The sequence below is a fragment of the Microcoleus sp. AT3-A2 genome (assembly GCF_036705685.1).
In the GTDB taxonomy this organism is placed as follows: Bacteria; Cyanobacteriota; Cyanobacteriia; order Cyanobacteriales; family Microcoleaceae; genus Microcoleus.
On the sequence record NZ_JAUBVF010000024.1, the window covers coordinates 1 to 26,517 of the forward strand.

The following is a 26,517-nucleotide window of genomic DNA, read 5'->3' on the forward strand; positions in this document are numbered from 1 at the left end:
TGTTGACTGTTGACTGTTGACTGTTGACTGTTGACTGTTGACTGTTGACTGTTGACTGTTGACTGTTGACTGTTGACGGGCGGCTGGAAAAAATGAATGGTTGAGTATTAACTGTTGACTCGATTTTATTATTTTGATGCAACCGGAAACGATATGAAGGCAGAAGCCAGAAGGCAGAAGCCAGAATTCAAGAACAAAAAATTAAAATTTAAGAGTTTTCTTTATTTGTTACTTCAAATAAAAAATTCTCCCTTCCTTCTTCCTTCTTCCTTCTTCCTTCTTCCTTCTTCCTTCTTCCTTCTTCCTTCAAACAATTAATTGTTACTGTCAGAAGACTCAGCCGAAGGGCCAGCGGTAACTTTTGTCTCTCGTTTTTCGCGTTTTTTCCGTTCCGCTTGGATGACATCTTGAAGCACTATTCGTGCTTGAGCCATTTTTTCCAAATTGCTGCGGTACAAATCTAAATCTTTGCTAACTTTGTCTTCTGGGAGGTGCAAGGCCGCACTGACTTTGGCGATCGCGTTGTTTCGCGTTTCTTGGTCTTTTACCAAGTTAGGGTCAGCTTTTTCTAATAGCGAGAACAAACCGATCGCGAACAAGCGACTGTACTTAAATTGAGGGTTGCTGGCGATCGCCCCTAAAGACGCTTGCAAATCCGCTGTATCTTCAAAGCTAGTCGAGCGATCGAGCCACGAGAGCAACTCTTGCCCGGAAAGTCTATCCGCCAAGCTTTCCAATCGCTGAGCGTCTTGCTTGTAGCGCTCTGGATCGTCTTCTAGGGACTTGCACAAAGCGTTAAAAATCGAAACTCTGTCTGCTTCTGGCGCGTACCCAAGCATGAATCGATCGAAAGCTGTCACTACACCCAAAGCATAAATCGGGTCGTATTGAAAATCGGCATTCGCCGAAAGCAAGTGCATTTCTACCATCAACTCTTCCACCACTCGACGGTAAATTGAGTTGATCGGTCGAGTGTGAATCGTATAGAAACTTCGCTTAGTATCTGAAACAGTACGGTTATTGTTCACCTGAGTCTTATAGATAAATAATTTTGCCGTAGCGGGCGTGCCAGCGCGGCGTGAGTAAAGTCGGGGAGTCAATTCTGCGATCGGGCTGACAAAGATTGCCAGTTTTTTAAGCGTTGCCGCCTCCTTGCGAGACAAAATTTTATCAAAAAAATTTTACGCGCGATCGGCAGCAACCATTAATATGTCGCAATAGGAGGGGCAAAACCCCAGTATCTTTACAATCATAGCTCTTCTGGGATCGCTCATCAGAAAAATGGGTAGAAACCCCGTCCTTATAGGACGGCTTCACAAAAAGACACAAAACCAAAGCGACTAACTCACAAAAGACGTGCTAGAGCGTGAAGATGGAAAAAGCCTACCGCTACCGATTCTACCCGACCGTCGAGCAAGAAAATCTCTTGCGACGGACAATGGGTTGTACCCGGTTAGTGTATAACAAGGCTTTGGCGGCCCGCACGGAAGCTTGGTACGAGCGTCAAGAGAGGGTTGGCTACAGAGAAACTTCCTCGATGCTGACGAATTGGAAAAAAGAAGAGGAACTCGACTTCCTCAACGAAGTTAGTTGCGTACCTCTTCAACAGGGACTCAGACACCTTCAAACAGCTTTTACCAATTTCTTTGGGGGACGAGCCAAGTACCCTAATTTCAAAAAAAAACACAACGGTGGTAGCGCTGAGTTCACCAAGTCAGCTTTCCGTTGGAAAAACGGGCAAGTGTTTCTGGCAAAGTGCAATGACCCGCTACCTATTCGCTGGAGCAAACAAATTCCAGCAAGCTGTGTTCCTTCTACTATTACGGTAAAACTAACACCGGCTGGACACTGGTATGTCTCTATACTTGTAGACGACTACACGCTCAAACCACTTCCCAAAACAAACAAAACAATCGGCTTGGACGTGGGAATTAGTAGCCTGATTGCTACTAGCGACGGCAATAAGATTGCCAACCCCAAGCATTTCAAGCAGCTTCGTAAGAAGTTAAAAAGGAAGCAAAAAGCTCTAGCCAAAAAGCAAAAAGGAAGTCGTAACCGTGAAAAAGCGCGGGTGCAACTGGCTAGAGTCCACGCACAAATAGTCGATGTCCGCAAAGATTTCTTGCACAAGCTAACAACTCAAATCATTCGTGAAAATCAAACGATTGTCGTTGAGGACTTGGCTATCAAGAATATGGTGAAAAACCATAAATTAGCTCTTGCTATTAGTGACGCTAGTTGGGGCGAGTTAATTCGCCAGCTAAGTTACAAGTGCCAGTGGTATGGGCGAGAGTTTGTAAAAATAGACCGCTGGTTTCCGAGCTCTAAACGCTGTGGAAACTGCTGTCACATTGTTGAAAAATTGCCGTTGAATATTCGAGAATGGGAATGCCCTAAGTGTGGCGCAAACCACGATCGTGACATTAACGCAGGAAAAAACATTTTGGCGGCTGGGCTAGCCGTGTCAGTCTGTGGAGCGACCGTAAGACCCGAACAGAGCAAATCTGTTAGGGCGGGTGCTATGAAGCAGAAACCTAATCGGTGACGATTGGGAATCCCTGTACCTTTAGGTCAGGGTGGATGTCAAAAATCTAATCTTCTGACTTGCCCCGATCGGCTAGCCATGTATCACAATAAGTTTTTTTTGTCAAGCACTAATCCTGAAAAATCCAACAAACATGACAATTTCTCCTGAATTAAGAGCGTTAGCCCAGTACATGGCGGGCGAATTTGACAACCGGGAACAAGCGCTAGCAGACCCGGCTTGGTACGTACACCTTCGTTTGTGGCAAAGACCACTGCCCGTTCCTCTATTTTCCGAGCCCAGCATTGCCCTGTTTGCCGAACAAGCTAACATTCTGGAATTAGACAAGCCATACCGCCCCCGCATCGTGCAACTGAGGCACTCACAGATAGCGCCGGGACTTATCGAAGCTCAGTATTATATGTTCAACGACATTGCAGCCGTCAAAGGAGCCGGTTGCAACCCCGACTTGCTTGGAAAGCTAACGAACGAGCAAATCCAACTCCTTCCCGGCTGCACCCTCTCGGTTGCGGTGCAAAATTTAGCCTCAAATGGCTATCGCTTTCGCGCATCTTTGCCGGAGGGCACTCGCTGCGGCTTTGCCTACGGGGGGCAAAATTACCAAGTAGACTTGGGATTTGAAGCCGCAGGCGAGGAGTTTCTCAGCTATGACAAAGGAATAAGCCCCACGACAGGCAAGGCTATCTGGGGAGCTTTAATGGGCCCTTTTAGATTTGTCAAGCGTCAGGATTTTGCTGCTGAGATATTGGGCTGAACCAAGAACTAACAAGAAAGAAGCAAGAAAGATTTAGCTATCTAGGATAGAAGGCAAGACTTTAGCTTGACGTATTCTTCTACTTCAGTGTTTTGGTGAACGTCTCAACCTTTCAAGAAAAGAATAAGGCATAAGGAAGCAGGCAAAAATTTACCTGCTTCCCTTTCTTCTGCTGGGTTTCTGCGCGCTTTTGAGTCTCAAGCTTAAATTACCCGCGACACTGCAACCGATGCCAGCAGGAGTGCTCAACTTGCGCGCGGCACCCCCTCTAGAGCTTCTTCTTCCGTTTCAAAAATTTCAAACACAGAATCCATCATGGTGACTTCAAACACCAGTTTGGCTTCTGGATGAACATTGCAAATGCGGAAACTTCCCTTAACTTTATCCGCATCCCGCATACCTGCTACAAGTGAGGTCAGGCCAGAACTATCGATAAAGTTAACCTGACCAAGATTCACTACGACATGGCGGCTGAGTTTGGAAATACACTCTTGCAACTTGAGGCGGAATTGCCAAGCTGTAGTGATGTCCAACCGTCCTGTCGGTGCTAAGACGATAACTGTTGTACCGTCTTGAAGCGTGTGGGTTTTTTGATCAATATGAATCACTGACCCTTCCCTCAAATTTATTATCTATCGCGGTGGTTACTGTCCCAGTAGTTTAACTCAGGTCGGTGACTGCTGAGGCATCCAATTCGCCCAATCTTGCGGTTTTAGGAACTTGGAGTAGAGTTCGGCTTCTGGAGAGTTGGGTTCTGGCTCGTAGCAGTATTCCCAGCGTACCAAAGGTGGCAGGGACATGAGAATCGATTCGGTGCGTCCGTTGGTTTGTAAGCCAAAGGTCGTGCCTCGATCGTACACTAAGTTAAATTCAACGTAACGGCCGCGGCGGTAAAGTTGGAAATTACGCTCGCGCTCGCCGTATTCTTTCGATCGGTGCTTTTCAATAATGGGGGTGTAAGCCGGCAAAAATGCCCGGCCGCAGTCCTGTACAAAAGCGAACAGCGACTCCCAAGTCCTCGGTTCCGGCACCCCGATGTTGTTGCTGCACTCAGCGGCCTTCCCTTTGACATGATGGTCGCGGTAAAGCGCGCCTTGAGCGCTTTGGTAGTCAAAAAACAGGCCACCCACGCCACGGGTTTCTTGGCGGTGGGGGAGGTAGAAATATTCGTCGCACCAGAGTTTAAATGTCGGATAATAGCCGGGATGGTGGCGATCGCAAGCTGCTTTCAGAGTTTTGTGAAAATGAGCTGCATCCTCAGCCAACGGGTAATAAGGAGTCAAATCCACACCGCCACCAAACCACCAAATCGGCCCAGCCTCAAAATAGCGATAATTCAGGTGAACCGTAGGCAAGTAGGGATTGCGGGGGTGCAGCACCATCGAAGTACCCGTTGCATAGAAATCGTGACCTGCAGCTTCTGGGTGCTTTGCCAGAATCAAAGCCGGCAAACTTTCGCCCCAAACTTGGGAAAAATTGACTCCCCCTTGTTCAAACACATTGCCTTCCCGCATGACGCGAGAACGTCCGCCGCCGCCTTCAGAGCGTTCCCAAGAGTCCTCCTTAAATTTGCCAACGCCATCGACCTGTTCGAGGGATTGACAAATTTCGTCTTGTAGGCTTTTCATAAATTGGCTGACTCTAGCTCTAGAGTCAGCGGGCGGCAAAAACGGGGAAGTGGCGGTTTTAAGTGTTGTAGAAACTGTCATCCGATTTAAGATTTAAGATTTTAGATTTTAGATTGAAGAATTGCGACCACGGCTCAATTCGCCTATTGTGACCAAATTGCTTTCGGTCGTAGAAATTCTTGCCGATCGCATTTGAGTTTGAGATTGACCGTGAGTCCCAAATCCTGTCGTCATGTAATTATGCCACCGCAGGTCTGCAAATGATCGCTATGAAGTTACATTAAAAAATAGCAATAAAAATATACTTAAACCTGCGATCGAAAATTCGCTAACCCAATTGCAGAGCTATGGTGGAGAACACAATGCCCAATACACTCGATGTTAGTTCAGTCTTAGAAATCCTGCGACCTGTGCAAGACCCCGAACTGCAAAAGAGTTTGGTGGAATTGAACATGATTCGTAACATAAAAATTGACGGCGGTGTCGTCAGTTTTACTTTAGTGCTGACAACGCCTGCTTGCCCGCTGCGAGAATTTATTGTCGAAGATTGCCAAAAAGCGGTCAAACAGTTGCCAGGAGTCGAAAAAGTGGCGGTGGAGGTGACAGCCGAGACGCCGCAGCAGAAGGGAGTGGTCGATCGCCAAGGCATTGAGGGCGTTAAAAATATTATCGCAATTTCCAGCGGCAAAGGCGGCGTCGGCAAAAGCACGGTGGCGGTAAACGTGGCAGTAGCGCTAGCGCAAACCGGCGCTAAGGTGGGTTTGCTGGATGCGGATATCTATGGGCCCAACGACCCCAATATGTTGGGTTTGGGGGACGCGAAAGTGATGGTTAGGGATGGAAAAAGCGGGGAAAGCCTCGAACCCGCCTTCAACTACGGCGTCAAATTAGTGTCGATGGCGTTTTTAATTGACAAAGACCAACCCGTGATTTGGCGCGGCCCGATGTTGAACGGGATCATCCGGCAGTTCCTCTATCAGGTAAATTGGGGCGATTTAGACTATTTGATTGTCGATATGCCTCCGGGTACTGGAGACGCGCAGTTGACAATGGCGCAAGCGGTACCGATGGCTGGTGTGGTGATCGTGACGACGCCGCAGACTGTGGCTTTGTTGGACTCCCGCAAGGGCTTAAAGATGTTCCAGCAGTTGGGAGTGTCGGTGTTGGGAATTGTGGAAAACATGAGCTATTTTGTGCCGCCGGATATGCCCGACAAGCAATACGATATTTTCGGTTCCGGCGGCGGGGAAAAAACTGCTGCTGAGTTGGGAGTGCCGCTGTTAGGCCGCATTCCGCTGGAAATTCCGTTGCGGGAAGGTGGCGATTCGGGGGTGCCGATCGTCGTGGGACAACCGGGTTCTGCTTCGGCGAGGGAGTTGCGGGCGATCGCGGGCCGCATTGCCGGTAAAGTTTCCGTAGCAGCCTTAGCCTAACAAACTCTCGTTCCGAGGCTTTGCCTCGCGTCTTCCGGTTGACGAAGATTTGCCTAGTTCTCAGGCTCTGCTTGGGAACTAGAAACGAGAAAAGGTAAACTATAACCAGCAAACTTAACATTCAAAGAATTATGATTTTTCCAGGTTCGGCAGTTCGAGTTAAAGATAAGGGTGAAATTTACTACGCCTTTCAAGGACAAGTCCAGCGAGTTAGCGACGGGAAAGTCGCGGTACTGTTTGAAGGCGGCAATTGGGACAAGCTGATCACGTTCCGCCTGTCGCAGTTGGAACTTGTCGATGCTACGGCTGGTCGCGCGAAATAGTCAGTTGGTTGTTGACAGTTGACAGTTGACAGTTGACAGTTGTCAGTTATTGTTTATTAGTACCACTTACAAATAATAAATAACAACCAACTGCCAACAACCAACTGACTAATATCTATTCCGGCTGCGCCGGAATGATATCAAATCCGCGCTTCAGCGTCGGGCGTAAAGTAGAATCCCGATGCCAACAAATAATTCGCGCAATTTTCATTTTTTTGACTCACAGTCAACAGTCAACAGTCAACAGTCAACAATGATTCCGGTTGCACCGGAATCGATATAATATGCGTTTACCTTTACCCCAATTTGCTACAAAAGAGCGCCATCCCGATCGCATTGCTGAGGTAATCGAGACGGCAACTTCGGAGTTTTTGGCTCAATGTTTGGAACCGGAAGACTTAAGCTTTCCCGTGATGCCACCTTTTGGGAGTTGGGTGAAGGCCGAGGATGAAGAGTCAAAAAATCAAATTTACGGCGTGGTTTATTACGCTACGACTAGCCCGATCGACTCGGTGCACAGAGCTCGCGCTTTGGGTTTGTCGCTGGAAGAGTTGCGGGAAGAACAACCGCAGATTTTTGCGATGCTCAAAACCGAGTTTCGAGTGGCGATTGTCGGGTATGAGGCTGCGCCGGAAAGGTTGAACGGTCACGGCCCATCTAGGGGTAAAATTTATCAGTATTTGCCACCGCGCCCGCCGCAAATTCACCAGGCGGTTTATCGCTGCGAACCGGATGAGGTGATTGATTTTACGGTGCAGTTAGATTTTTTGAGGACGCTGCTGGGGGTGGCTAATGCGCCGGTGGAGGCGCTGACGGCGGCGGCAATTCGTGAGATTTATCAGTTGCGGATGCGCGATCGATCTTGGTTGGTGGAAGCGGGGAGGAGTTTGAGTGTTTTGTTGAAGGATGATTACGATCGGTTGAGGGTGATTTTGAGCCAGATTCATCCGTAGGGAAAAGCTGGAATAAGATAATCTGGACTTACGCAAAAGTGGCTTGACACGCTACGGATAGCAGTAAGGTGTGCAAAGCGCACCCTACATAATTAGGTTCTGCGTCAGTCCCGATCTGGTTTTTTCGGAGGAAAAATATTTTATGTGGGTAGAGGTAACAGCACTAAATCAAGTTCCCGAAGGGGGTGTGTTGAAGGTAAAAGTTGACGAAACTTCAGTGATTTTGAATCGTCAAGGCCTGAATGTCACTTGTTACCGCAATGCTTGCACTCATTTAGAATATCCGATCGACATGGGTAAGGTAAGCAACGGTATCATTACCTGTCCGTTCCATAAGTATCAGTACAAATTAGATAGCGGTAAATGTTTGAATGCACCCGCCGATTCCCTGGAATCTTATCCGGTAAAGATTGAGGGCGATCGGGTTTTTGTGGAGATAGATTAGTTATTCGTTATTAGCTAAGTCCGACAGGGGTTTAAACCCCTGTCTCATAGCTCAAGTCGTCTCAAGACGACTGTAGATTAGTATTTGATATCAAGTCCGGCTTAAATACCCCCTCACTCTCTTAGTCTGCGGAGGCAGACTTTGTTTGACAAGGAGCAGTTTCAACCGCCGAACCATCTTTCAACCTACCATTTTGGCGCGCCGCTGACGGAGGAAAACCGCCAAAAGCCCGATCGCACCTACCGTCAACAGTAGCCATTCTTCCGGTTCAGGAACCCCCGAAACATTCAGAGGATTATTCGGCTTACTCAACTGTTCCTTACCCGATTCTACCTCTCTGTCAAATCGATCGCTCTTAGCTTCCGCTGCTTTTAGCTGCTCCCTTTGCGCGTCATTAACTAACACAATCATCGAAGAATAAGGCGTCACCACTTTGAAATTTTTAGCTACTGCGTGCATCGCATCCAGTTGCGTCAATTGATTTGAATTTTTCTGCTTGCTAAGTGCAGTTATCAACTGCCGCGCAGCTATCGGTTTAAAGCCTTCATTTCCGGTATCTTTTAACTCTGCGACTGTCGCCGATTTTGCAGTCTTTTTCGACTGCGGCGTTTTGGCATAACTCCAAGCATAGCCGTCAACAACGCTAACTGTAGATGGGCCCGAAGCTGCTGTTGTTGCTACTCGCTGCATCGCCTCTTTCATATCCGTAGCAACTCCGCCGCCACTATCTTGAATCACCTTCAAAGTTGCGTCGTCGTAGCCGGGGGGCAAACCTCCCAAATGTACTGTCCACAGCGGTGCAGAGATGGAAAGTTTAAGTTTGCGATCGTCCGATAATTCGTAACTGTGGCGATCGCTCACCAAAAATACAGTATCGTAACTTTTATCGCCCCGCAACTGTGCAAACTGTTGCAACATATCTTTGAGCTGGATTGTACCGTAAAATGTCGCCTTTGCTGCATCAAAATTGCGTACATTTTCTACTAACTTAGGTGGCATTCCCGCAGCGCTGGCTACATACAAATCAACAGCATTCTTGGCTGCTGCATTAGCTTTCAACCATTCAAAAGTCTCTTTTACATCCTTATTTTCCGCCGCCATGCTGCGGGAAGTATCGAGAATAACTGCAAATTTCTTGCCTTGCGGTAACGAGTAATTTGCATCAGCCAACGGCTTAGCAGAAATGATATTTCCTCCCGGTAGAATCGCCTGCTGCGCTGTTAGCGGTTGCTGTGCGGCTGCGGGCAAAAAGGGTGGCAGCCAAGTTTCTCTTGCTTCTTTCCCGCTGTATTTTACCTCTTTTCCGGCGATCGTGCGGCGAGTATTTTGGTTCCAAAAAATGTTGCGTTTTTCAGCCAAAATAGGCATAGCCCAACCCTGCGGCTGGCGCATGACTTTGTAAGTAAGCCACAGGTGCATTTCCGTTGGCCCGTCAGTTTGGGTAAATTCTCGTTTTGCCGGGATTGGAAAAGCCCGCAAGCGGTATTGTTTGGGGCCAATTTGTTCTAGCAAAGCCGGATCGACTCTTTCTACTACCTGTTGATTGTAGACTTGCTGGGCGGCACCGCGAGGCGATACGGTAAATACAAAACGTTTGTTTAAATCGCCAGTATCGCCCAGCCAAACTCCTGTAACTGCGGCGCTTTCCGGCAGCGAAAAGTAGTAGAATACTTCTTGCAAGTTCGGCGTTTGATTTTTGTAAACTTCGTAGAGTTGAACGTCAGCCCAGTCGCCGTTTTCTTTGACTGTCACTTCTTGCGACTGCAACCATACTTTTTCCTGATTGACATTCAGCAAACCAGCTTTAGCTTCTTCCCGGTTTGATGTTGACTGCACCGCGTGTTTTACTGCTGCTGTGTCGCCTTTTTGCAGTTCCGTATCGAAGAATTCGCCGTAGAGTTTTTCGGCTTTTTCCACATCAGCACTAGAGCCTTGATACAAAAACGGCGACATTAAAAAATTATAGCTGCTCTGCAAAGTTTGAGCCGCTTCGTCAGGGAAAATCCAAATATTTTTGTATATCTCATAAATGTGGTTGTTTTCTCCTACAGTGCTCAGGTAGCGGTAAGGGGACAAATAAGCGTTAACTAAGCCCGATCGAATCATATCAGACTTTGCTAATAAAGTTTGGCGAACCGTGTCATTTGCGGGGGGAGTCGCCAACATTTTCAGTGCTGCAACTTGTGGCTGCTGCTGCAAAGCCGAGAAAATAGCCAGCCAAGCTGCTATGACTCCCAAACTTCCGATTAGCGCTTTATTTTTCCCGTATTGTGCAGCAAAACTCTGCCATATTTTACGCCCGGAATCAATGTAGAGAAAGCCGTACAGCGAAGGCATGACAACGAATAAGCTACAGGTTAAACCAAAGAATATCAAGGATAGCCCTATCCAAGTTAAACCCAAGCTTAAAACCGATATCCACGCCCCGTCTCTAAAGATATCCCACAATGCTGATACCCATGTAAACTTGAAAAATTCAATGACTACAGTGAAGAATCCATAAAGTGTATACAATGCCACAGGTACAGCGTAATAAATCAGCAAAGTTGCAGCCCAAATACCAACTACTACCATTAAACTGTGACATCCTAATTGCAGCCACGCACTTCGCTTTTCTCCGATTAAACTGAAAAAACGAGGCGGTTTCTTATGGAAATTCTGGGAATCGAAAATAGTTTGCACATTTTCTCTTTTACCCAGATATCCGTACAGCATTTCCACTGAAAACGCTGCTATGCACAAAGCAATAGTAGCGATGATTTGAGAACTAGCTGGAGTGAGTTCTCGTAGCAGGAATAAGCGAAGCAAACAAAGCAAAAATAGCGGTGCTTCTACGCCGTAAAACCAACGCATTAGCTGTAGGGGTTGCTTGCTAAAACGCCTAGCTCCTATTACTGTACATACAGTGGGTACTGCGATCGTAGCTGCCATCGTCAAAGAAAACTCTAGCGGGACGATGCCATCGATTGTCGCCCTAATTAATGGCCCTCCTATAATCGGCAAAATTCCTAAGTAAACAATCGATAAAAAAGTCAAATTCCACAGCCAAAAAATTGTTTTAACAAGTCCATCAAATACCTGTTTAATTTTCATTCATTTCTCCTTGGAAGCTTTTTTTGACGGTATCGTATACATTACTAGCAAACTCTTTTACTTCCTGATTTTCTGCTTGTAACGAACTGTCAAACAAAATGGAAACTAGCACCCAATTGTGATTTTTTTGGGTAAGGTCGCTGCCGATACGGGACAAGAAGTTATCGGTAGTTAGCTGTGCAGATTGCAGCCAGTATGCTGCTGATAATTGGTCGTTTTTGAGAGACAGCCAGCGCGCTGTTACTGAAGGAGTTAGTTGTTTTTTTTCTATGCGATTGACGGGAATTCCGCTCGCTACAAAACACAACTCGGGGGCGTGATAAGTTTGCCAGGATGTGCTCGCTACGGTGAGCATGGAACCGCGCAAGTTGCCGGCGACAAATCTGATTTTTTGTGTTTGCGTGTCTGGATAGTTGCCAAAGAATTTTTGTTCGCTAGCATTCAGGGGAATCGACTCTGATTTAATGTATTCAGGCAATCTTAAAGGTGCGATCGCCATTTTTGACGTTTCTACATGAGACAGTTGAGCTATTACTGCCAAAACTGTGACTGCTGCAATTATTCCTGGTTTGGCTAAAGGGTGATTTTGCAGAATTTCTGAGTTTGGTTTTGCAGAAACACTGCTGGTTTTTTCTGGCTGAAATTTCGGTACTCGTTGCAGCATTAACCACGTCACAAAAGAAGCACATACTAAACCGACAATTCCCAGAGGAACGTGCATAATTTGTGCTAGGTTTGGCTGGTTAAACACTTCTGAAACCAGGACTAACACGGCAACCCGCGCAACGTTAGCACACACCAACATTAAGAGATTAGCAGCGCCGACTGCTAGCCATCTTAAGCTCAATTTACGCCCTTCCAGCCAGGTAGCAGCTAGCAAAAATAGCGTCCCGACTAAGAGGGTTTTAATGCCGCTACAAGGCACGTCAACGTGAGCGATGCCGTTTTCCAAAACGATAATATCGTAAGAAGAAATAGCCCCAATGTGCAGCATAGAGAGCAACTGTTCTACTACCTGAGCAGTAAGCACTCGCGCCGGCAAACCTAACCCGCTATTCAACTGACTATTAAATGGTAAAATACAAGCCAGCAAGCCCGCAACTGGTAAGTTTTTTCGCCAAAAGTTCGGCTCCACCAATAAGCCGCACAGCCCGTAAGTTCCGAGGATAAATAGCAGGACAGTAACTTGTTTGATATCAATTATGTACTGAAGGGCGATCGAGCAAATACCCGCACCCAACATTAATAGCAGCGGATCTCGCCTCAAAACGAAATTGGGTGAAAATTCGGGCGGGCGATCCTCTTCGTTGGCGTAGCCCCCGTAGGGGCGGGCTGCGCTAACGGAGTTCCCAGTCGATCGCACTACTAATGCTACAATCAGAAAACCAATTACTATCTTGTACAGTGTGGGTATCTCAACAAACGAGGATAACAGCCACTTAACAGCCGAGATATTGGCCCAAAACCAAGCAAGCGCCAGCAAAAAAGGAGCCAGCCAAACCAAATTAACCGCAGGATGAGGAGTAACAGAATCTGGAATCGCAGAATCAGTGATATTGGTGCGCTGCATGATACCGCTTGACATTCACGTTGGTGACATCTTAGCTCAGCCAAATTGGTAATGTCCAGACCGATTATTTAAGTTTTGTCAAGCTTCGATTTTCTCTACAGAGAAGCTAGCGTTATAATAATTAATTTTAACAGAGGTAAAAATGAGCGAAAAAAGTCCAGGATACAAAATTGTTAGCGATAACCGACAAGCGCGCCATCTCTATGAAATTATAGAGACATACCAAGTGGGCATCGAGTTGAAGGGAACCGAAGTCAAATCTATTCGGGAAGGAAAAGCCAATTTGCGCGACGGATATGGTTTAGTTCGGAACGGAGAACTGTGGCTGATCAACGTTCACATTTCGCCCTGGAGAAGTGCTAGCAACTATTTTAATCACGAACCCCGCCGCACCCGTAAATTGCTGATGCACAAGCAGGAAATTCGCAAATTAATCGGCAAAGTGGAAGAAAAAGGCTTGACTTTAGTGCCGTTAAAAATGTATTTGAAAGGCGGCTGGGTAAAACTGGATATCGGTTTGGGTAAAGGGAAAAAACTGTACGACAAGCGCGAAGATTTGAAGAAACGCGAAGATAAGCGGGATATGGAAAGAGCGATGAAGCAATATTAGTCATTAGTCATTAGTAATGACTAATGAGTAATGAGTCATGAGTCATGGCTCATTAGACATCTCCGAAAAATCAACTAAAACATTTGCTACTCTAAGGTTGAAAGTTAATTTATGGAGATGTTTATTAGTCAGGAGTCAATCGATTTTATATTTTAGATTTTAGATTAAAGAATTGAAGCATTGACCCCACGGATAAATTCGGGGGGCAAGTTTCATCGGATACAGGTGTTTTACTTCTGGACGGATGAATCCGGGGGCTTGTATCCTAGATGTTTTCGGTCATTAGTGATTCATGATGGGTGATTGCTCATTAATGATTGGCTATTTTAAATCGAGTTCGGTTCATTATTCATCATAATTTTTTTCAAAATCCTCAAGGGAGGATTTTGAGGGCTTCCATCGTCACTACAAACTTAATTAGAGCTATTTCACCGGAGTCCATCTTACAGAAGATTCTATGTTGAGGAACTAAACCCCAGCTCGTTCGCTCCCGGTAGGCAAACGGCCCAGGCTAAGTTCCTACACTTCATAAACCTGGAATACGCTGTATCTCCTCATAAAGTCGCATACTGTCGATCAACTGACCGCCAGCTAAGTATTATTACTTAGACAAAGGAACAGTTCTACCTTCTTCCTGCTTCCCGGTTCTTTTTTTCTGAAAATATCCGGATGGCTTGTGGAGTCTCAGGAATGATTAACCTATGCTCGAATACATCTAGGTAGTGGGAGCATTACCCAAGCATTCGGCTGTGGACTGACAAACTCTTATAAGAAATGGGCTCAAACCTGAGTCATTTCGTTTATATGCCATTAGGGTGGCAATTAAATCTGGAACAAAAATATCGCTCAACTCTCAAGTTAAAAAATGCTAAAAATGACACCATTAGCTAACATTTTCAATGCCATGAAAGAGCCAGCAAAAAAGCATCACAACTCGAAGTGGGGAGCCTTCTTGCTGATCCTAGCAGTAGGCTTTGGCGGCTGGAAAATTGGGCGGCCGGAACTGGCATCTTTTTTTAATAATATGGCATTTGAAAACTACAAAGCCAATAGATTGGCGGATACTCAAAAAGCATATGAGTTAGCGCTCGCTGTAGATCCAAAAAGCCGAACAGCTCTTTACAATTTAGGATGGCTTTGCGAAGAGGTGCAAGATTTACAATGCGCCCGAGGAAAATATCTGCAAGCTGCAAAACTCGGTCTGCCTGCTGCTTACAGCAACCTGGCTAGGTTATATATAGTTGATCAAAAAAACTATCCGGCTGCCGTTCACTTCCTGTGGCAAGGTTTGAAATTAGCTGAGGACGATCGAGTAAAATATTCTTTACTCAAAAACTTGGGATGGGCTCGCCTAGAACAGGGTCGATATTCAGAGGCATTGCAGCATCTGGATGAAGCGATTAAACTTGATAGTGAAGGCCCAGCAACTTACTGCTTAAAAGCGCAAGTCCTAGAAAAAATGAAAAATACTAAGGCAGCGCTACCGCAGTGGAAAATTTGTCTAAAGTATGCGGATTCTCAAGAACTCGATGAGGATATATGGATAGGGATGGCACGTCAACGATTAAACGAGGAAAAAACAAATAAATGAAACGCACAGTTTTGTTTTCATCAACCATACTGGCAATTATAACGGTACTGGAGCTAAGTCAAGCCTCAAAAGCACTCCCAACTCCTGCGACTGTTAACCCTGCCGTTAATGAATCAGTCAAAATGCTGTTCAACTCGAATCAGTCGGTGCGACGGCGGTGCAAAGATAGAAATGGTGGAATATATGCGTGTCCGAGATTCATCATGCCTTCGGAGAGCGAAGAATAAGAGTTATTTTCAATAAATTTGGTAGAGTGTACCATCACCACTTTACCGCAACAGGTATGTAGTATGTAGTAGTATTATGCCGGGTGCGCCGTCCGCACCTTATAGCATTTGAGATTTGAGATTAAGAATTGAATAATTGGAAATAACTTATGGCAATAATGGTTTGCAGCTTGCATAAAGCTGCATTCTTTTTTTGCACTGATATAACTCTTAATCATTGCTGTATCGGCTATTTCTGGAATCCACACCGGGCGCAGGGCTGTTTCATTCGAGCGACTAGGGGCAAACCCTCGTGAAGAACCCCGACATTTGAAACATCGATTTCATCATTCGTGGAGGGTAGGCATTCTTGGCACTACCCCTACAAAACGATGATTTCCCTGAGAATGAAACCGCCCTGCCACCGGGCAGGGAGAAAATACCCCCCAGCAATTCTATCTACTCGCCCTCGGTCAAAGCAGAATCTTGCTGCTGCTGGTGCGAGTTGCTGTAAAAACTAGCAATAATCGCCACCATCAACCACCAAAGCATATTAACTTCGGGCCTGTACCAAACTGTATCGACAAAACCGTGGGCCATCATGCCGGCTAAAGTTGCGATCGCCCCAATCAACCAAAACCCCTGATTCGATTTTAGATTTTGGATTTTAGATTTGGGATTTCGGGATTCTTCGTCTAAATTAGAGATGTTAAATTGTGCATCCCGCAGATTTTTTATCTGCAACAAACCTTGATTGACGGTGACAGTCATCAGCCAAAGGAAACACATTAAACCGATAAAACCGGTTTCCACCGCAATTTCCAGCAGCACGGAATAAGCGCTCAAAGCAGTGAATCTCGGCCTCATATAAAGCGGATAAACTTTATTAAAAGCAGTGTTTCCCGGCCCAATTCCGAGAATTGGTCGATCGCGAATCATGTCAACCACCGCCGTCCAAACATTAATCCGAAAATTGTTGCTGCTGTCACCTCGGCCGATAAACATACTCGAAACTCGATCGCGCAGAGGCTCCACTAAAGCCACTCCCAAAATTAAGGCCCCAGCCAAACCTCCTAACCCTAACGGCAGGGCCCAAGTTCGCCAGAACCGAGGCATCAAAGGGCTGTACCAGTACCACAGCAGCACTAAAAATACCACCAGTAGAGCCACAAAACCGATCCAAGCACCCCGGCTGTCGGTGTAGCGCAAACACGCGCAATTCACCACCAGCATCGTCAGCGCTAAAACTCTTGTTCCCCATCCTTTCCACACAAAAAGTGCGGCGGCGCTCAATGCAATGGCCGGCAGCAAATAGGAACCAAGCAAGTTAGGATTCCCCAGAAAGCTGTAAACTCGCGTGACATTGGCTTGAGTAGAAGTCGGATCGTTCCAAGTAGCTAAGGGCGGCACTTTGTCAATCCACTGCCGCACGCCGTAGAAACTGACAATTAAAGAGATGTTCAAAAATACGGCAATTAACCACGATCGCCAACGGGGCGATCGCAATATCCGAGCCATCAGCGCAAAAAACAGCAAATACAGCGTTAGCTTGCTCCAACCAGTAGCAGCGGCGACTTTCACCGGCGACATCGCCGTTGCGACGGTGGCAATGCCCCAGTACAGCAGAACCAGCAAATGAATTGGCGTGAAGGGGCTCTCGCGATCGTCCGAAACAGTTAGCAGCACCCAAAATGCAGCGCTAGCCGCCATCAACACCCCCACCAAGGCATTGTTTACAAACGGCGCCAAACCGAAAGTTAAGGCCAGCAAAACAAAACCCAAGGGTTCTGCCCACTGCATCAGCCAGCTACTCTGCCGCCAACTGCGTAAAGAGCCGATCGCCAAATTGAATAAATAACTTCTACTTTGCCACTGAGAGAGCGGCAAATTTGCCAGAGTTAACTGTTGCCAAACTGAATTCATTTTTAGATTGATTATTGGTAATTGGGAAGTGGGAATTGGGAATTGGGAATTGAGTCTAAAAGGAGCGAGAAGTGTTAGTAACTCCCATTTTGCACCATTCTCGCTTAAGGATTTTCGGGCCTGCTCCACAAAGAATAAATTTCTTGTGGGTGGGGCCCGCGAGCCCGCGCCTAAAAGCCTTATTGAGAATAGTGCAACATCTCAGTATTAATTAACAAATGACTTGTTTCTTCTTCCTTCTTCTTTCCATCCGTTACATCCGTTAGAAAATCCGTTGCCGAACTTCCTTCTTCCTTCTTTAGCCTTCCAACAATTCCGTAGCATTTGTGCAGGGCAGCCAGAGCAGGTAGCGATATCCAGATTCCGGGGTTCCTTGAATTGAAAGTTGACCGCCTTGAATTTCCACCAATTGGCAGCAAAGCAGCAGCCCCAAGCGTTCCCGCGCCCCGTAACCAGCTAACACCGGTGCGGTATCCTCGGCATTCTGGGCCACCAAAGCCGCCAATTCAGAAAACGCCAGCGTTAATCGCTGCGAACCTTGTGTCGGGAGTTGCGCTTCGAGTCCGGGGGACTCGGTTTCGGAGTTCGAGGGCGAACCGCTACCTGACCCGACCTTCAACAAGTAGTCGGTGTAGAGTTTAGCATGGGGCAAACTTTCCCCTAACCAAGGATGAAAAACCCAAACTCCGATGTTGATGCCGTCTTCTTTCCGAGAAACGTGGACTCGAATCACGCTGCCTGCCCCAGCAGATTGAATAATGCTAAAAATTAAGTGGTGCAGCATTTGCTGAACCTTATCTTTATCTATCAACCAGATGCGCGACCCGGGCCCCATCGACAAATTAATTTCTTGCTCTCGTCTACTTGCCGCCGACGACAGGATTGTCACAACCTGCTGGCACAAAGTTTCTATATCGACTGCGGTTCGCTTCAAGGTAAAAGCAGAATCATCTAGTTCTGCAAGTTCCAAAATTTCTTCAACTAGCGATCGCAAAGAGCGGCTGCTGTCTTGGATCACGTCAATATATTCTTTTTGCTTGCTCGTTAAGGGGCCATAAATTTCTTGTTTCAACACGCTTGCCATGCCGAGGACAGAAGTGAGCGGTGTGAGCAATTCCTGCGCTAAATTATTCAGCAGTTTTACTTTAATGGAGTTAGTAGACAAATCGATAGGTTTGTTAGTCATCGCTAATTTTTATTGGTTCATTGTCGAGCGAGGGTTTGCGGTTCATTAGACCTATCTCAAAAGTTTATAACAATTTCTTTATAATTCACCACAAAAAATGTTGAGAAGAAAAATATATATTCCTTCTTCCGTAGAAGCTCTTGTTTCTCTGAGTAATTAAGATTTAATCATTGCTTCTAAAGCTGATTGCAAGTCTTGAGTGAGCTCGGCAACTGCTAACCTGCGGCTGGTTTGATATCGATCCCAACGATCGCTCACTGATATGGGTTCGCCCACGGTCATTTGTACCTGCTGTTTGCCCAACTTCGGTCTGCCGAAAGGATTTCCCCCTTTGATGCGAGCCAGTACGTCCCATAGCAGTAAAGTTGTTTCTGCCAAACGTTCTGCCGTCAGTTGTTCTGCGACATACCTACCCGTGACAGATACGAAACTTTCTACAAGTCTCATGTGCCACATCCGGAGACTTGCTTCTTCAGCGAGGCGATCGGCTAATCCTCTTTCTAAGGGAGAAAGTGCTGCAATATCTTTGATATCTTCTCGATAAATATACTCCCAGCCTGCTTGTTCCACACGGCGGCAGCGGTCTATTAAACTGCCTTTGGGCTTTAAGTTAAAATATTCTTCGGCTACTTGCAAACCCACGTCTAACAGGGCTTTCAGTCGAGCCATCATTACTTCATTGCCAGAATCATTTCCTGTTTTGTTGGGGAGGGATAATGATGTTAAAATAGATGTTTCTGGCTGTAAATTTTTATGATAAAAACGGCCGTAAAACTCTTCCATTACTGCTAGCAAATGGCTGCCCAGTCGAATCAGGCGCAGATATTGGAATTTGTGATTGTGATTTTCAGAATCGGGATTTGCAGTCTCTAAATTAGCGATATCGGTGCGTTCTAAGGGTGGCAGTCCGCAATCAATTTCTAATTGAGTTAAAAGTTTTTCTAGGGGTTGCCAAGGTGGATTGACATAGCGGTATTGAATGCCGATCGGCACAATTAAAACTTTTTCAGTGCGTCCGGCTTTCAGCAAATCTTCAACGCACCAGAAACCCATTTGAGCAATTCCCGGTTCGAGGGGGCTAACTATTTCATTGTGACCGTTGGTAGCGCCTTCTGGGGCTGCGGCGATCGGGAATTGGCTGTTGGCAAATAAATTGCGGGCCGATCGCAATCCGACGCGATCGATCTTGCCGCGAACAATCGGAGTGCCGCCGAGTTGGGAATACAACCAGCCGACTCCCGCACCGGCCCACAGGGGAATGCCACGATCGTAGATAAAGTGGGAATGTACCGGGAATTGCAGGGGAATGCCTTTGGCCCGCGCTGCCTGGGGAACGAGTTTCCAAATTAGTTGTCCCAAACAGTAGGGATCGTCTGAGTTGGGGTGGCGGAAGGCTAGCAAGAAGCGAACTTTCTGATTTTGAAATTGGTGGAATAGTTCGGCGAGGGTTTCGACGTTTTCGGCTTGAACGTGGCTGATACTCGTCCGAAATCGCAGCCACCACGGGAAAATTTGCTTACAACCTTGCACCACTAGCGGGTTGTAGGCTGGAGGTATGAATTCCAGTGGCGGCTGAACTTGGCTAATTGAATTGGGCATTTGGCGGTTTGAGATTTTAGATTTATTGGCCTTGTTGGGCTAGGAGAGGAGACGGCAGTGCCGTGTCCCTACCCCAAAATAATGTAGGGACACGGCATTGCCGTCTCCTAATTTCTTCTCACTCTATCAGGACTTACGTCGAAGGACTAAAGAAAACAGGTTTTTTATCCTATAGAACCCATTTGACATCTTTTCTTAAAAAATAAGGGGGATAAACAAGCCGTCTCACATAACTCAATTTTTACACGATCGCCAGAACCAAAATATAAAATATTGGAAGAGTATTGACAGGATACAGGTAAGGTGTCAAGATATTAAATTTAACAGTTATGTTATGGTATAGTCGCCCCTCCAAATTCTGGGATAAAGAAGGGCATCATTAGTTGCCAATTGTCTTATGGTTCAAGAAACGCTCAGATACTTAGCCAAAATCCGTAGATACTTGCCCTCGTCTAACAAGGATACACTAACAATTTTATTTTTTGGCAAAACTGGGGTTGGCAAGAGTAGCACTCTTAATGCTTTATTTGGGCTAAACTGGGCTACCGATAATGCTGTGGCTTGTACGAAAAAGCCTCAGTTTGTCGATTTAGACCCCCCTAACGACTCGAATTTTCCCTATCAGAAAGTACGAGTTGTGGATCTGCCGGGAATTGGAGAGAGTTTGACTGACGATAAAAAGTATATGGCTTACTACAAAAAATGGATTCCTCAAGCTGATGCTTTAGTCTGGGTAACTCAAGCAGATACAAGGGCTTACAAACGGGATGAGATATTTTTGAAAAAGTTAAAGCCATTATTTAAGCCGTCTTTATTCCTCATAGTGGCTTTGAATAAAATCGATTGTCTGGGAGTTTATGAAGGGGAAAATACATTTAATATCGATAGTCGAGAACCTTCAGATGATCAAACTAGGCTAATTCCTGAAAAAATCGATGATGTTTATGGTATTTTTCACCGGGTCATTAATGGAAAAGTGATTTTTGAAAAAGATCAGGTAGTGCCTTATACATCTGTTTATGGATGGGGACTAGAACACCTAAAAATGAAAGTATTGTCAAGGAGTTGAAATATTATGGGATTATTCAAAAACCTAGTTGACTGGTTTTCTGGAAAAAAAAATACCAAATCACCATTTAGACTTGTCATTGGCTTAAATCAAGTTGATAAAATGATTCCCAACGGGTGGAACCAGCGATTAAATGCACCTACGGATGAGGCAAAAAAGGAAATCGAACGTCGTTGCCAGGATATTATAAAACGATTGAGTGAAACTACAGAAATATCTGAAGCTAATATCGAATATTACTCAGCGCTGAAGCGTTATCGTTTGATTAATTTGCTGACCAAGATTATCCAGAATGCTTATGCTGGATTCAAGCTGGGTAATGTGCAGCCTGCCGATCCATTTGAATTAGCAGCTCCAGAAGTCAAAGCTTTTGCTGATCAAGAACGTCAAAAAGGAGTCAATAATTCTGCAACAAAAGGTGATGCTAACAATCAAACTGTAGAAGACATAAAAAAACTTATTCCAGAATCAGAATTTCAGCTAATACTGGATAAGTTTAAACAGGAGACTCAGTTACCACCCAAAGTAGCCGTGATTGGAAAATCTGGAGTTGGTAAAACAACTACAATTAACAATCTTTTTAACGCTAAGTTAAAAACAAGTCCCACCACTGTCGGAACAACTCAGGCACAAATTAAAGAATTTACTCTGGCAACAGGGGGCACTTTAACGGTGATTGATTTGCCCGGATATGGACGCAGCGAAGCAGAGGATCGAGAGTATGACAAAATTTATCGGCAGATTATCCCATCTTGCGATTTAGTTTTTTTGGTAATTCAAGCAGACACAAGAGATATTGCTGACGATATCGAGATGATTAACAAGATTACAACATGGCTGAAAAATCATCCGACTCCTCAAAGATAACAAAAATCCGTAATGTTGCTGAATCGTAAATTTATGTCCTGAAAGAGGTAGACATGGCTTTAACCGCAGAAGAAAAACAAAAAATACGCGCATTATTAGCTAAAGAAGAGGCTCAAAAGAAAGAGTCAATTTTAAGTTCTTTAGAAAGTTTTGCTAAATGGTTAAGATTAGCCGGTGGAATTGTAGCTTCTCTCCAGCAACTACAACCAGTATTTTCATGGTTGTGTTCCCTGTTTTGATAAGTGAAAATTTTGTTAGACCAAAAAAGGGTGGAAACTAAAAGAGCGATCGCTCCTTTGTTTGCCACCCAAAAAAGAAACCGGGTTTCTCTAACAATTTTGGTGGGATGACAGAGATTTCTATAGAAGCCCGGTTTCTGGCCGTTGGTTTCTCAGAAAGGCGATCGCTCTTTTATTCTCCAGAGAGCGATCGCTCTTTTATTCCCGCATAAAGAAACCGGGTTTCTCTGATGGATTTCTGCATCCTAACCAAGATGGGAATAGAAACCCGATTTCTTTGCATATCGCGATCGCGGTTATGGATACGCAGCCGGAATTGATATCAAATCCTATTCCGCTGCTTGGAGAATGACTTCTTGGAAGTTAATGACATCCGATCGCGGATCGCAGTGGGTGACTTTGACTTCTAGCCGATCGCCTATTTCGACCGATCGACCAAATCGCATTGCCAATTCTAAACCCAACTCTTCCAATAAAATCAATCCGAGATTGCTGTCTTCCCTCAACCAGCGCAGCATTAAAGCTTCCCAAACTTCATCGGGGTTGCGCCGCAAATATTCCAATCCCCAATAGCGGTTAGTTTGGCGTTCGACGGTGGATGCTTCTTTAACTGCGGTGCCGAGACACATCACAATGTCCTGTATTTCTTCAGCGGAAAAAGGCAGTGGTTCGCCCCGCAGGTGGGCTTTGATTTGGAAGTGAGTCAGCAAGTCGGTATAGCGGCGGATCGGGGAAGTAACTTGAGTGTATAATTCCAAACCCAAGCCGGCGTGGCGTCCGGGGGTCAGGCCCATTTCGCTGCGGGGCATACAGCGGCGCACGGCGCAAGCGCGGGCGGGGCCTGCCGGCACGGCCAGCAGTTCTTCATCGGGAGGGAGTTCGGGCTGTGGCTGATAGCGGTAGGGTATGGGCAGGCTGTGAGTTTGACCGTAGCGGGCGGCTAGTTCACCGGCTAAAATCATCATTTCGGCTACTAGCATCCGGGCTGTGGAGTCGTCGATGACGTGGATTTTGATGTCGTCGCCGTTGACTTTGATGACGGATTCTGGCATGAAAATGCTGATTGCGCCTTGGGCTTCCCGCCATTTTTGCCTCAGTTTGGCTGCAGAGGCGATCGCTGCTATTTCCGGTTCTGCTTCGATTCCCAACTCCAGCATTTCGTCTACGTCATCGTAGGTCAAGCGGTAGGTGGGTTTTATGGTGCTGATGTGGATGCTGTAATCTTGAGCCGCGCCGAGTTCGTCTAAGGTGACGCTGAAGCTGAGGGCGCTGCACTCTTTGCCTTGAATTAAACTCATCGGCCCGGTTGCCAAAGCTGGGGGAAACATGGGGATCATTCCCGTGGGCAGGTAAACCGTAGTGGTGCGCTTTCTGGCTTCGAGGTCGAGTTCGTCTCCGGGGGAAAGCAAGCGGGTGGGATCGGCGATGTGTATCCAGATCCGCTGCTGGCCGTTTTCGAGGAATTCTAAGCTGAGGCCGTCGTCGATTTCCGTGGTGCTTTCGTCGTCGATCGTGTAAACCTTGAGGTGAGTTAAATCGAGACGATTTGTGTCGGAGTCGGTTGGGGAATTTTCTAGGCAGCGTTGGGCCACTTCTAATACCTTTGCGGAGAATTGTAGGGGAATTTGGCTGCGCCGCAAAAACAGGTTTTCGTGGGTACTCCAGAGGCCGAGATCGACTAGGAGGCCAAATGCTGCTTCGGGGTTTTCGGATCGTTGTAAGCTGGCTAAAGTTTCTAAGGCCGGGGTGCGGTGCGTTGCTTCTTCTCCGAGGAGGGCAAAGCGTTCTAGGGCGTCGAGGCGAGTTCGATCGCTGTGTTCCCAATCGACATTTTCCCCTGCCAGCCGCTGTTTGACTCGATCCCAAAATCCTTGGGATTCTTGGTGTCGCTGCTGTTGTACTTCTTGCTGGTGTTTGATTTCGGCTACTTGGGCTGCCGATCGCGGTTCGTAGCGATCGCCCTTTTGTTTAAAATACAATTTGTCTGTTGATAACAAACAGTAAGCCGCGTAACACTGGGCCCCACTACTCTCAGAAAATAGCAGCATTGCCAGGGATTCGGGATCTGCTGTTTCTCCGTCACCGACTAAAAGTTCCCAAGCGACTTCCAAACTCGATGGATCTGAGTATGCTTCTACTTCTTTGAGAAACTTGGGAATATCGGAGGGTTTGTAAGTTTCTCCCGCTACTTCGTAGGTGATTTGTTTGGGCGGTATGCTGTGCGGTTGACCGTTTTCGTCTACCACGACCCAGTTTTTCTTGCCATCGGGGCGATCGGCAACTGCCAGACGGCGGTCGCCGTGCACTCTAAATTCTACTAACGTTCCCTTCTCCACTTGCCAGCTTTATATTTGAGATTTTGGATTTTTACAGTAGCCACTTATCGAGTTTCGAGCTTGCGATTTTAGATTTTGGATATTGGCAATTTTTCTGGTCAATTTTGAAAGTTAAAATCTAAAAAGTTGTTTTTTCTTGCTTTTTTTTAACTTTTGACTTGTGATTAAGACTTGCGCTGCGGCGACTCTTAACCCTTTTTCGCGATTTTTTCGCTGCATTCTTGCTGCACTATTAATAGCAGAAAGAATTTGTTTTCGCGCAAGTCTTATTCCCAGTCCAAAATCTAAAACCCAAAATCCCAAATCCTGTTAACCTTCTTGGTTTACGAAGGGCATCAAAGCTACAATTCTTGCTCTTTTGATGCTTCTGGTCAGGTCTCGTTGCTGTTTTGCCGTCAAACCGGTAATCCGGCGGGGCAAAATTTTACCGCGTTCTGTGACATATTTTTTGAGCAAATCGACATCTTTGTAGTCGATCGGGTCTCCTGGTTTGATGGGCGAAACGCGCCGGCGAAAGTAAGTCATGGTTTGTTGTTTGTTGACTGTTGTTTGTTGACTGTTGATTGTGAGTTTTTAGTTATTAGCCGTTAGTTGCTAGCCGTCAGGAAAGCATTGGTTAATTATCTGCTTTTCGCCGATCAATATCAATTGCCAACAACTGATGACTGATGACTAAGGACTAATGACTAATCACTACTTGATCTCTTTGTGGGCAGTGTGGCTGTTGCAATGGGGGCAGAACTTTTTGAGTTCCAGCCGCGCCGTCGTGTTGCGACGGTTCTTGGTGGTGGTGTACCGAGACACGCCTTTTGAGCGTTTGCTTACGTTTGTACGGCACTCAGTACACTCTAGAGTAATTATGATGCGGACGCCTTTAGCCATAATTCTAAATAAATTTCGACTAATTTAAACACAATTTATTATCTTCTCACATTGCTCTGCACTTGGTCAAGCAATCTTCTAACTTTGATGTCGAGGGAGTAGCCACGGCGGGTCCCGACGACGATCGTCCCGCCGATGCGATCGTGGAAAGCTTGGGGAAACCTTTCGGCGGAGGTGAGGGCAACGCTACAGTCGATCGCCAGGGGCAGCATCAGCAGCAAGACGGCGGCGTTGGTAGATGTGAGCCCACCTATACCTGCGAAGGCTAAGGCGGCGCAAAAGCCCAGCAATGCCTCGCGCTTGCACAGTTTTTGCACTCCGGGAGTCCGTTGGAATCTGGGATCGACAATTTTCAGGTCCAAGGCCCAGCGCCCCAGACTTTGACCTTGGTTTTTCCTGACAATGGCTACGCGCATGATCAGCCACAGCAGGACAAAAAATATGGTTTGGACGATCGCATTAGTACCCAGAAGCAAACTGGGCAGCCAAACTGCGATTCCGTCGATGCAGAGGGCCGCGGCGCGGCGGCCGACGGATACTTTGGGAAGGAGAGGTACTAAATCGGAACTCATAGGCAAAAAGGTCGATCGCCACTAGCTACTTTTTCATTTTTCATCTTAAGCTGTGGACTAATCGATCGGCATCAATGGCGTGTAACTCAACTTCCAAGCCAACCGCTAATTATTCAAGCTGAAAATGGATTTTCGCCAATTCCCAACTGCTTTTTCGACTTTTCCACCTGTTCCCACAGTGTTTGGATCTGAGTATATGCCTGTTCCACAGAGATTTTACCGTTAGATGTCAAGGAACTGATGTAACCCACTCGCTGAGAAAACTCTTGTAAATTCGCATTAAATACCAAATTCTCTGGTTTTACCTCACCGTAATAGCGATTTTGAGGATATAAAAAATTTGAATTTGCTACCATTGCTTTAACCTCGCATGAAAAGTTGTTTCCTGAACTAATCAATAATATTATAAACCGCGAACACCTGATAAAGTTGTGCTGTAAGTAGCAGAAATCATGTGACATTGGGCGAACTTTTTTGTGATGGCAATTACACCGACAGATTAGGGCGACAAAAACCTCAGTAATTTCACCTGTACAAATTACGCAGGCGGGGTCAACACCCAGGTTTCTGCCTTAAGGCTTATAACTTCGGATTTGGCGTCTAAACCAGGTTTTTGTTAGTCTAGGACTGAGTTATTGAAATAAGTGACAAAAACCCCTGAAATGGATAATATTATTGCAGACATAAATAGTT

General features: G+C 46.1%; 25 protein-coding genes. 12 read left to right on the forward strand and 13 right to left on the reverse strand.

What is annotated here, in order from left to right; translation table 11 throughout:
- Positions 1 to 314: 314 nt before the first annotated feature.
- Positions 315 to 1,028, reverse strand: a complete 714-nt coding sequence (gene psb29 / locus QUB37_RS15295; protein ID WP_333163480.1) for a photosystem II biogenesis protein Psp29 — start codon at positions 1,026 to 1,028, stop codon at positions 315 to 317.
- Positions 1,029 to 1,372: 344 nt separating this feature from the next.
- Between psb29 and QUB37_RS15300 the strand changes: the two genes are divergently transcribed.
- Positions 1,373 to 2,545, forward strand: a complete 1,173-nt coding sequence (locus QUB37_RS15300; RefSeq protein WP_333163343.1) for an RNA-guided endonuclease TnpB family protein — start codon at positions 1,373 to 1,375, stop codon at positions 2,543 to 2,545.
- 133 nt (positions 2,546 to 2,678) lie between these two features.
- On the forward strand, positions 2,679 to 3,299 hold the full coding sequence (locus tag QUB37_RS15305; RefSeq protein ID WP_333163345.1) for a chromophore lyase CpcT/CpeT: 621 nt from the start codon (positions 2,679 to 2,681) through the stop codon (positions 3,297 to 3,299).
- A gap of 245 nt (positions 3,300 to 3,544) precedes the next feature.
- On the opposite strand, the gene QUB37_RS15310 is transcribed toward QUB37_RS15305, so the two are convergent.
- Positions 3,545 to 3,907, reverse strand: coding sequence for an STAS domain-containing protein (locus QUB37_RS15310; RefSeq protein ID WP_006631392.1), 363 nt, complete (start codon positions 3,905 to 3,907; stop codon positions 3,545 to 3,547).
- A gap of 57 nt (positions 3,908 to 3,964) precedes the next feature.
- The gene (gene hemF, locus QUB37_RS15315) at positions 3,965 to 5,008 is read right to left on the reverse strand and encodes an oxygen-dependent coproporphyrinogen oxidase (RefSeq protein ID WP_333163347.1); all 1,044 of its coding nucleotides are present in this window, start codon (positions 5,006 to 5,008) and stop codon (positions 3,965 to 3,967) included.
- Between the two features lie 281 nt (positions 5,009 to 5,289).
- On the opposite strand from hemF, the gene QUB37_RS15320 reads away from it, so the two are divergent.
- The 4 genes from QUB37_RS15320 to QUB37_RS15335 all read left to right on the forward strand — a co-directional run bounded on the left by QUB37_RS15320 (position 5,290) and on the right by QUB37_RS15335 (position 8,081).
- Positions 5,290 to 6,360, forward strand: a complete 1,071-nt coding sequence (locus QUB37_RS15320; protein WP_333057242.1) for an Mrp/NBP35 family ATP-binding protein — start codon at positions 5,290 to 5,292, stop codon at positions 6,358 to 6,360.
- Positions 6,361 to 6,491: 131 nt separating this feature from the next.
- Positions 6,492 to 6,683, forward strand: coding sequence for an NAD(P)H dehydrogenase subunit NdhS (locus tag QUB37_RS15325; RefSeq protein ID WP_015175937.1), 192 nt, complete (start codon positions 6,492 to 6,494; stop codon positions 6,681 to 6,683).
- A gap of 284 nt (positions 6,684 to 6,967) precedes the next feature.
- Positions 6,968 to 7,636 carry an HAS-barrel domain-containing protein gene (locus QUB37_RS15330; protein WP_333061313.1) on the forward strand — a complete coding sequence of 223 codons (669 nt, stop codon included), beginning with the start codon at positions 6,968 to 6,970 and terminating at the stop codon, positions 7,634 to 7,636.
- Positions 7,637 to 7,778: 142 nt separating this feature from the next.
- On the forward strand, positions 7,779 to 8,081 hold the full coding sequence (locus tag QUB37_RS15335) for a Rieske (2Fe-2S) protein (protein WP_333163350.1): 303 nt from the start codon (positions 7,779 to 7,781) through the stop codon (positions 8,079 to 8,081).
- A gap of 180 nt (positions 8,082 to 8,261) precedes the next feature.
- Here QUB37_RS15335 and QUB37_RS15340 read toward each other — a convergent pair whose 3' ends face one another.
- Both QUB37_RS15340 and xrtO read right to left on the reverse strand, forming a co-directional pair.
- Complete coding sequence (locus tag QUB37_RS15340) at positions 8,262 to 11,174, reverse strand: TIGR02921 family PEP-CTERM protein (RefSeq protein WP_333163353.1); 2,913 nt, start codon at positions 11,172 to 11,174, stop codon at positions 8,262 to 8,264.
- The gene (gene xrtO, locus QUB37_RS15345; protein WP_333163355.1) at positions 11,164 to 12,759 is read right to left on the reverse strand and encodes an exosortase O; all 1,596 of its coding nucleotides are present in this window, start codon (positions 12,757 to 12,759) and stop codon (positions 11,164 to 11,166) included. Before xrtO ends, QUB37_RS15340 begins: the two co-directional genes overlap by 11 nt.
- 127 nt (positions 12,760 to 12,886) lie before the next feature.
- Between xrtO and smpB the strand changes: the two genes are divergently transcribed.
- From smpB to QUB37_RS15360, 3 genes are all read left to right on the forward strand, one after another.
- A complete protein-coding gene (smpB, locus tag QUB37_RS15350; protein ID WP_190736615.1) occupies positions 12,887 to 13,354 on the forward strand; it encodes an SsrA-binding protein SmpB in 468 nt (155 codons plus the stop codon).
- Between the two features lie 874 nt (positions 13,355 to 14,228).
- Positions 14,229 to 14,945, forward strand: a complete 717-nt coding sequence (locus tag QUB37_RS15355) for a tetratricopeptide repeat protein (RefSeq protein ID WP_333163357.1) — start codon at positions 14,229 to 14,231, stop codon at positions 14,943 to 14,945.
- Positions 14,942 to 15,172 (forward strand): Osc7112_2153 family protein, encoded by a 231-nt coding sequence (locus tag QUB37_RS15360; RefSeq protein WP_333163359.1) that lies wholly within the window; start codon positions 14,942 to 14,944, stop codon positions 15,170 to 15,172. The genes QUB37_RS15355 and QUB37_RS15360 overlap by 4 nt, the downstream gene beginning before the upstream one ends.
- 438 nt (positions 15,173 to 15,610) lie before the next feature.
- On the opposite strand, the gene QUB37_RS15365 is transcribed toward QUB37_RS15360, so the two are convergent.
- From QUB37_RS15365 to QUB37_RS15375, 3 genes are all read right to left on the reverse strand, one after another.
- Positions 15,611 to 17,074, reverse strand: a complete 1,464-nt coding sequence (locus tag QUB37_RS15365; RefSeq protein ID WP_333163361.1) for an IctB family putative bicarbonate transporter — start codon at positions 17,072 to 17,074, stop codon at positions 15,611 to 15,613.
- 298 nt (positions 17,075 to 17,372) lie between these two features.
- Entirely contained in the window at positions 17,373 to 18,260 is an 888-nt protein-coding gene (locus QUB37_RS15370; RefSeq protein WP_333163363.1) for a histidine kinase dimerization/phospho-acceptor domain-containing protein, read from the reverse strand.
- A gap of 156 nt (positions 18,261 to 18,416) precedes the next feature.
- Positions 18,417 to 19,859 (reverse strand): 1-acyl-sn-glycerol-3-phosphate acyltransferase, encoded by a 1,443-nt coding sequence (locus QUB37_RS15375; RefSeq protein WP_333163365.1) that lies wholly within the window; start codon positions 19,857 to 19,859, stop codon positions 18,417 to 18,419.
- Positions 19,860 to 20,256: 397 nt separating this feature from the next.
- On the opposite strand from QUB37_RS15375, the gene QUB37_RS15380 reads away from it, so the two are divergent.
- The 3 genes from QUB37_RS15380 to QUB37_RS15390 are packed head-to-tail and all read left to right on the forward strand — an operon-like array spanning position 20,257 to position 22,034.
- Complete coding sequence (locus QUB37_RS15380) at positions 20,257 to 20,928, forward strand: GTPase (protein WP_333163367.1); 672 nt, start codon at positions 20,257 to 20,259, stop codon at positions 20,926 to 20,928.
- Positions 20,929 to 20,934: 6 nt separating this feature from the next.
- Positions 20,935 to 21,795 carry a GTPase gene (locus QUB37_RS15385; protein ID WP_333163369.1) on the forward strand — a complete coding sequence of 287 codons (861 nt, stop codon included), beginning with the start codon at positions 20,935 to 20,937 and terminating at the stop codon, positions 21,793 to 21,795.
- A gap of 53 nt (positions 21,796 to 21,848) precedes the next feature.
- Positions 21,849 to 22,034 (forward strand): hypothetical protein, encoded by a 186-nt coding sequence (locus QUB37_RS15390; RefSeq protein ID WP_333163371.1) that lies wholly within the window; start codon positions 21,849 to 21,851, stop codon positions 22,032 to 22,034.
- A gap of 329 nt (positions 22,035 to 22,363) precedes the next feature.
- On the opposite strand, the gene QUB37_RS15395 is transcribed toward QUB37_RS15390, so the two are convergent.
- The 5 genes from QUB37_RS15395 to QUB37_RS15415 form a co-directional block, all read right to left on the reverse strand.
- The gene (locus QUB37_RS15395) at positions 22,364 to 24,370 is read right to left on the reverse strand and encodes a ribonuclease R family protein (protein WP_333163373.1); all 2,007 of its coding nucleotides are present in this window, start codon (positions 24,368 to 24,370) and stop codon (positions 22,364 to 22,366) included.
- A gap of 309 nt (positions 24,371 to 24,679) precedes the next feature.
- Positions 24,680 to 24,895 carry a 30S ribosomal protein S18 gene (rpsR, locus tag QUB37_RS15400; protein WP_006631377.1) on the reverse strand — a complete coding sequence of 72 codons (216 nt, stop codon included), beginning with the start codon at positions 24,893 to 24,895 and terminating at the stop codon, positions 24,680 to 24,682.
- 168 nt (positions 24,896 to 25,063) lie between these two features.
- Entirely contained in the window at positions 25,064 to 25,252 is a 189-nt protein-coding gene (gene rpmG, locus QUB37_RS15405) for a 50S ribosomal protein L33 (RefSeq protein ID WP_006631376.1), read from the reverse strand.
- 38 nt (positions 25,253 to 25,290) lie between these two features.
- Positions 25,291 to 25,824: an RDD family protein gene (locus tag QUB37_RS15410; RefSeq protein WP_333163375.1), complete on the reverse strand. Its 534-nt coding sequence runs from the start codon at positions 25,822 to 25,824 to the stop codon at positions 25,291 to 25,293.
- A gap of 113 nt (positions 25,825 to 25,937) precedes the next feature.
- Complete coding sequence (locus QUB37_RS15415) at positions 25,938 to 26,180, reverse strand: DUF7219 family protein (RefSeq protein WP_333163377.1); 243 nt, start codon at positions 26,178 to 26,180, stop codon at positions 25,938 to 25,940.
- Positions 26,181 to 26,517 lie beyond the last annotated feature (337 nt).

Coding starts and splice junctions, on each gene's coding strand:
- rpsR (WP_006631377.1), bottom strand. CDS start 24,895: ATGACTTACTTTCGCCGGCGCGTTTCGCCCATCAAACCAGGAGACCCG.
- QUB37_RS15370 (WP_333163363.1), bottom strand. CDS start 18,260: ATGACTAACAAACCTATCGATTTGTCTACTAACTCCATTAAAGTAAAA.
- QUB37_RS15300 (WP_333163343.1), top strand. CDS start 1,373: ATGGAAAAAGCCTACCGCTACCGATTCTACCCGACCGTCGAGCAAGAA.
- QUB37_RS15375 (WP_333163365.1), bottom strand. CDS start 19,859: ATGCCCAATTCAATTAGCCAAGTTCAGCCGCCACTGGAATTCATACCT.
- QUB37_RS15355 (WP_333163357.1), top strand. CDS start 14,229: ATGACACCATTAGCTAACATTTTCAATGCCATGAAAGAGCCAGCAAAA.
- rpmG (WP_006631376.1), bottom strand. CDS start 25,252: ATGGCTAAAGGCGTCCGCATCATAATTACTCTAGAGTGTACTGAGTGC.
- QUB37_RS15380 (WP_333163367.1), top strand. CDS start 20,257: ATGGTTCAAGAAACGCTCAGATACTTAGCCAAAATCCGTAGATACTTG.
- smpB (WP_190736615.1), top strand. CDS start 12,887: ATGAGCGAAAAAAGTCCAGGATACAAAATTGTTAGCGATAACCGACAA.
- QUB37_RS15385 (WP_333163369.1), top strand. CDS start 20,935: ATGGGATTATTCAAAAACCTAGTTGACTGGTTTTCTGGAAAAAAAAAT.
- QUB37_RS15340 (WP_333163353.1), bottom strand. CDS start 11,174: ATGAAAATTAAACAGGTATTTGATGGACTTGTTAAAACAATTTTTTGG.
- QUB37_RS15360 (WP_333163359.1), top strand. CDS start 14,942: ATGAAACGCACAGTTTTGTTTTCATCAACCATACTGGCAATTATAACG.
- xrtO (WP_333163355.1), bottom strand. CDS start 12,759: ATGTCAAGCGGTATCATGCAGCGCACCAATATCACTGATTCTGCGATT.
- QUB37_RS15320 (WP_333057242.1), top strand. CDS start 5,290: ATGCCCAATACACTCGATGTTAGTTCAGTCTTAGAAATCCTGCGACCT.
- QUB37_RS15330 (WP_333061313.1), top strand. CDS start 6,968: ATGCGTTTACCTTTACCCCAATTTGCTACAAAAGAGCGCCATCCCGAT.
- QUB37_RS15410 (WP_333163375.1), bottom strand. CDS start 25,824: ATGAGTTCCGATTTAGTACCTCTCCTTCCCAAAGTATCCGTCGGCCGC.
- QUB37_RS15335 (WP_333163350.1), top strand. CDS start 7,779: ATGTGGGTAGAGGTAACAGCACTAAATCAAGTTCCCGAAGGGGGTGTG.
- QUB37_RS15390 (WP_333163371.1), top strand. CDS start 21,849: ATGGCTTTAACCGCAGAAGAAAAACAAAAAATACGCGCATTATTAGCT.
- hemF (WP_333163347.1), bottom strand. CDS start 5,008: ATGACAGTTTCTACAACACTTAAAACCGCCACTTCCCCGTTTTTGCCG.
- QUB37_RS15325 (WP_015175937.1), top strand. CDS start 6,492: ATGATTTTTCCAGGTTCGGCAGTTCGAGTTAAAGATAAGGGTGAAATT.
- QUB37_RS15305 (WP_333163345.1), top strand. CDS start 2,679: ATGACAATTTCTCCTGAATTAAGAGCGTTAGCCCAGTACATGGCGGGC.
- QUB37_RS15415 (WP_333163377.1), bottom strand. CDS start 26,180: ATGGTAGCAAATTCAAATTTTTTATATCCTCAAAATCGCTATTACGGT.
- QUB37_RS15365 (WP_333163361.1), bottom strand. CDS start 17,074: ATGAATTCAGTTTGGCAACAGTTAACTCTGGCAAATTTGCCGCTCTCT.